The sequence below is a fragment of the Mesobacillus sp. genome, assembly GCF_049588175.1.
Classification (GTDB): Bacteria; Bacillota; Bacilli; order Bacillales; family Cytobacillaceae; genus Mesobacillus.
This window is the reverse complement of record NZ_JBAVFI010000575.1, coordinates 1-5283: the sequence shown is the minus strand read 5'-3', so window position 1 is coordinate 5283 and position 5283 is coordinate 1. Positions and strand designations below refer to the sequence as shown.

4 protein-coding genes and 1 other RNA gene are annotated in these 5283 nt (G+C 38.7%); 1 reads left to right on the top strand and 4 read right to left on the bottom strand.

Features of this window, described 5'->3' with window-relative positions:
* On the top strand, positions 1 to 733 hold a 733-nt coding region (locus WB217_RS14065; protein WP_423993848.1), incomplete at its 5' end, for a TIGR02206 family membrane protein.
* Positions 734 to 745: 12 nt separating this feature from the next.
* On the opposite strand, the gene WB217_RS14060 is transcribed toward WB217_RS14065, so the two are convergent.
* The 4 genes from WB217_RS14060 to smpB form a co-directional block, all read right to left on the bottom strand.
* A complete protein-coding gene (locus tag WB217_RS14060) occupies positions 746 to 1759 on the bottom strand; it encodes a DUF3231 family protein (protein WP_423993847.1) in 1014 nt (337 codons plus the stop codon).
* 158 nt (positions 1760 to 1917) lie between these two features.
* On the bottom strand, positions 1918 to 3093 hold the full coding sequence (locus WB217_RS14055) for a NupC/NupG family nucleoside CNT transporter (RefSeq protein WP_335428727.1): 1176 nt from the start codon (positions 3091 to 3093) through the stop codon (positions 1918 to 1920).
* A 1132-nt stretch (positions 3094 to 4225) separates the two neighbouring features.
* Positions 4226 to 4561: a transfer-messenger RNA gene (gene ssrA / locus WB217_RS14050) on the bottom strand.
* A gap of 156 nt (positions 4562 to 4717) precedes the next feature.
* The gene (smpB, locus tag WB217_RS14045) at positions 4718 to 5185 is read right to left on the bottom strand and encodes an SsrA-binding protein SmpB (protein ID WP_423993846.1); all 468 of its coding nucleotides are present in this window, start codon (positions 5183 to 5185) and stop codon (positions 4718 to 4720) included.
* Positions 5186 to 5283 lie beyond the last annotated feature (98 nt).

The following is a 5283-nucleotide window of genomic DNA, read 5'->3' as shown; positions in this document are numbered from 1 at the left end:
TGAACCGGGTACGGAAAATGTCTTTCAGCTATTTTCAGTACAGCATCTATTAACATTAGGTGCTTTTGTAGTTGTGATTGTAATGATGTTCTTGTTCAGAAAAACATTCAGTGAGGAGTCTGCCAATCGAACAGCTCGTATAGCATTATTCCTGATTTTTATCCTATCCGAGGTGAGCCTGCAAGTCTGGCTTTGGTGGAGCGGACACTGGGCTTATCAATATTCCCTGCCATTGCATCTAAGCAGCATATCGCTAATCCTTTCAGCCATATTACTTTTGACGAGAAATTATCGACTATTTGAAGTAACATACTTTGCAGGTGTCGGCAGTGCTTTGCAGGCAATGATCACTCCGGATATTAGCCTATACACCTTTCCGCATTACAGATATATTCATTTTTTCATTTCCCATGGCGGAACGGTAATAGCTAATCTGTTCATGGTGTTTACAACGGAGTTCAAGCCAACAGGGAAGTCTCTTTGGAGGGCTTTTTTATGGTTAAACGGGTACACTATAATCATCTTTATTGTGAACTTCCTGATAGAAGGCAATTATATGTACATTTCTGAAAAACCCGTTAATCCATCACTCATTGATTATCTGGGGCCATGGCCATGGTATATTTTTTCTCTGGAACTCATTACACTTTTGACCTTTTCGGTTTTGTATCTTCCTTTCTGGGTGATGAATAAGAAAAATAATCAAAAAGCATTACTTCAAGAAGAGAAGTAATGCTTTTTGATCTTATAGATTCGTTTGGTTATACAATTTATTCCGATCAGCTGATAATGGCGGCTGCTCCAGCCATCCTCGTTTAATTAATAGATCCCTGCCTTCATCTGCAAAGGTAATAATTTCCGCAATGAATTTAGCATATTTAACAGCTAAATCTGACCTCATGGAAACAGATAAAGCGGTTGCCATTGCCTGTATGCCAATCTGATTGGAAGCAGAAATGAAGAACAGCATCAGCCTCTCAGAAAATGGGGATACAGTTGAGTTTGTTACCTCCATTGTCACAGGATGAATTTCCATTCCATCATTCATTTTCAGGAATTTATTGAATTGATCAATCTGTTTTTGCGAAAGTTTTTTACCCTTAAAAAGAAATTCCTTTATCTCCTGATCCTTTGAAGCCTGCAGGAGCCCCATAATCAATACAAGTCCAATACCCTTTCTTTCGATAGCAAAAAATAGTTCCGAGAGCTCAATTGCGTTAAGCGGCCTGCTGTCGCCAAACCAATTGCCGATCAGGGATGGCTCTTGCTTTATGATACTAGCCTGTTGAGGATATTCCATTTTAGGAGGTCTGTCATAAGTTCCTTTTTCTAGCATGGCGTTGAGAGATTTTTTATAGAGACTTACAGTTTTCGTCAAACAATCACTGTATAATTCCACAATATCTTGCCTGCCTACTTTTGACAAAGCATCGGCATAATAAACCATGATCATTTGACCGCCCCTGTAAACAAAGCTTAAAGCAAACAAATCGGAAAATAAGGCAGGAGCAGAAAAGTTATTATCTTCATCTGAAAAGCCTTTAGGAAGAGGAAAATTCTCCGCTTCAAAAATCTCTTTGATTTTTAAAACAAACTCTTCAGATAGAGTTAATGCCTCTTGAACAATCGGTTTAATTTCCGGATCACCAAGACCCTGGAGGAAATGCTTATAAAAACACCTTGTTGCCGTATTCTGTATATATGTAGACCATAAAGAAGCAATTTCCGCACTGGTCAGTTTGATTTTATTCTTATCCATTGCTTCAAACCCCTCGTTATATTACTTATTAGGTTGTTCTAAATGAAATGGATTATTCAGGTCGCCAGCCTTTACATCTTTGTGTTTTTGAATAGATAAAAAAAAATCCCCTTTCATCGCAATTGAGAAAGAGGATTTTATGCAATCTATATCGTTTTTTACAGGAATAACCCTACAATCGTTCCAGTTAAGACGGATCCCATTGTAGCCACTAACAATACCTTTAACCCAACCTTAGCTAACTGACTTGCCTTTTCACCATTGATAGCTTGTACAGTTCCTAAAATAATTCCAATAGAAGAGAAGTTAGCGAAAGAAATCAAGAATGATGATACGATCCCTACTGTCTTGTGATCCATTTTAGGAATCATTTTCATGAAGTCCATCATTGCAACGAACTCATTAGCAGCAACTTTTGTTCCCATTACGGAACCTGCTCTAACTATTTCAGATGAAGGGATACCCATCATGAAAGCGACTGGAGCAAACACATATCCAACAATTTCCTGGAACGTCATTCCTACTAATTTTTCAAGAATAAAGTTCAGCATCGCAAGCAATGCAATGTAAGTGATTAACATCGCGCCTACGATTAAAGCTGTTTTTCCACCGATTAAAGCGCCGTTACCAATTGCTTCGAATAAAGACTTTTCTGGAATCATTTCTTCGATGTCAATATCCTCATCTTCTTCTTTCGTTACAGGACTAACGATTGAAGAAAGGATCAATCCGGAGAATACGTTAATAGGCAATGCTACCAATACAAACTCTGCAGGAACCATTTGCATGTAAGCACCTAGGATCGAGCATGACACAGCAACTAGTGATGACGTAACAACGATAAACAAGCGGTTTGGAGAAAGCTTGTGCAAATATGATTTAACCGAAAGGATAGCTGTTGTATCCCCGAACACCATTGAGTTAACTGCCACGAATGATTCAACCTTAGGAAGGCCAGTAACTTTGGCCACTGCACCGCCAATGTATTTAATGGCTAATGGTAAAATTCTTGTATAAGTTAAAATTGAAAGTAATGCAGATACGAAAATAATCATCATTAGTACGTTGATAAAGAAGTAACCTTTTGTCGACAAATCACCGAATACGAATGCGATACCCTCATTGCCGAAAGAAAGAACTTTGTTAAAAACATCGACTATTGCTTGCAAAACCTTTTTACCGATTGCAGTGTTAAGCATAAACCATGCTATAAAAAACTGAACAGCCAGCATGATTCCAGCTGCGCGATAGTTTATGTTTTTCTTATCATTAGACATGAGCCAAGCAATACCTATGAGTGCAAGGATTCCTACTATTCCGATTAAAATTGACATATTATTTTCCCTCCATGAGCGTTTATTAGAGAATTGTTAACCATTCTCTATTCTTTGCTAAAAATATAACTTTGTTCAGAAAAGGCTTACATCAAATAAATAAAGGATACGAATTAGAGGACAAAATCGAATTTGATATATAAAAGGGCTATGAATCCTTCCTCTCTATTCACAAATCGTTAACGCTTTCATTTTCTCAATCATTATTTCACTATAAATATAACACATCTTTTGAACAATTGTTAAGGTTAATTTGAACAAAAATAAAACTCATTTTTTACCAATATATGAATTATCACCCTGAAAAACTTTTCCTTGTTAAAAAATCAATATTTATTTAAAAATATAGAAATTTTGTAAAATAAAGATAGAGCATTTGTAAAGATTCGCAATATTAAATTACATTTTTATAACACCCGCGTTACAAAGGTTCATTTAGCTGTTATTAAAGGTACTTTGCTAAAATTAATTAACATATTTTATTTCCCAAGAAAATAAGACTCGCTTGACAGCGGCTCTTGCCTCTGTCAAGCGAGTCTTAAATTCGATTTATAAGCAAAAAATATTTTGAAACCAGGGTATGGCCAAATTGAGGATTTCACAAAAAGACCGAACCTCACTTACTTTTGTTAGGTTCTAATAGAGATATAAAATTGCAGATTTGCAATTATATATACCGAATTCAGGTATTTCTTTATCTATAAGGGTTTTGTTTCAACTCCAGCATTTCCTAACAACGGGTAATATCAAGAATAAATATTACTAAAAAATAAATAAGCATAAAGTTTCCAAACGGAAACTTTATGCTTATTTTATGGAAATAAAAAATCCACCAACATATGTATTGGTGGAGACGGTGGGACGTGCTATTCCATGCTTTCGACATGGCACTGACTATATCTTGAACCTGACTGGCAGGTCCTCCGGCGTATTATGCGTTATTTAGTTTTACCCAGACTCCCGGGCAGATAACGCATCCTAGTACTGCCAATTTGGCAGCCTATAAGTCGATACACGGCTGTTGGATTGCTCCACATACCGCTCGGCATTGCCTTATCGCTACTCACGACTTAGGTTTCACCGATAAAGCCGGATTTTCACTTGCATGTTACCACGCAAGGCGACTAATTACTAATCGAACCCACGTCCAAAGATATTGGCACTTAAGCTTCTACGAGTGTAGTCGGCATATTGGCGCTTCGCTGGTCCATTTGCCTACCGACAGGCGGCCGGCCAGCTAGCCTGGTTGTTCTCTTCCTTCATCCTCAGGCGGTGGAATCCGGCGTAGCCCACTTAGAGTGAGTCCGCTACCCTACCACATGGGCGATGGAGGGGCGAACCGCTATGCAGTATTAAGCTGCGAAAGCGAAGTTGTTGTTAGTTTTGCCAGTTATAGGCGTTGACGTTTTAACGAGGCCGATCCCCTCGACTCGCCACCTAAGCTCAAACTACCCCTGTCGAATCCGTAACGTCCCCATATATAAAAGGTTGCCGTATCAATGATACAGACGTCAGGAGAACTCGGAAAGCCGAGCATAAGTTATGTTGTCACTCGCGGTGACAGTTATTATTATACCATATTGAGTGCTTATTTCAACTGGTACACTCTTCCTCATCTGACAAGCTACATTTTCTGGCGTTCACGGAATGCGCGCTCGATATCACGGCCTGCTTCCTTCTTCTTCAGCGTTTCACGCTTGTCATAGTCCTTTTTACCCTTACCAAGACCGATTAAAACTTTTGCGAAGCCATTTTTCAAATAAATCTTCAACGGAACAAGGGCATAGCCTGCTTCCTTCGTTTCACCAATCAGCTGGTTAATCTGGCGCTTGTGGAGCAGCAATTTTCTTGTTCTTAACGGATCATGGTTATATCGGTTTCCCTGTTCATATGGACTGATATGCAGGTTGTATAAAAACAATTCACCATTGTGGACCTTTGCATACGAATCCTTCAGCTGAACACGTCCGTTGCGGATTGATTTAATCTCTGTACCCTGCAGGACGACACCTGCTTCATATGTTTCTTCTATAAAATAGTCATGGTTCGCTTTTTTATTCTGAGCGACTACTTTTCCCTCACCTTTTGGCATAAAAACTTCCCCCTTCTATGTCTTATCATTTTAGCAAACATCCTCATCTCCCACAACGAAAAGCAGGAACCCTTGATCACTTCGGCAAGTGCAGCAGC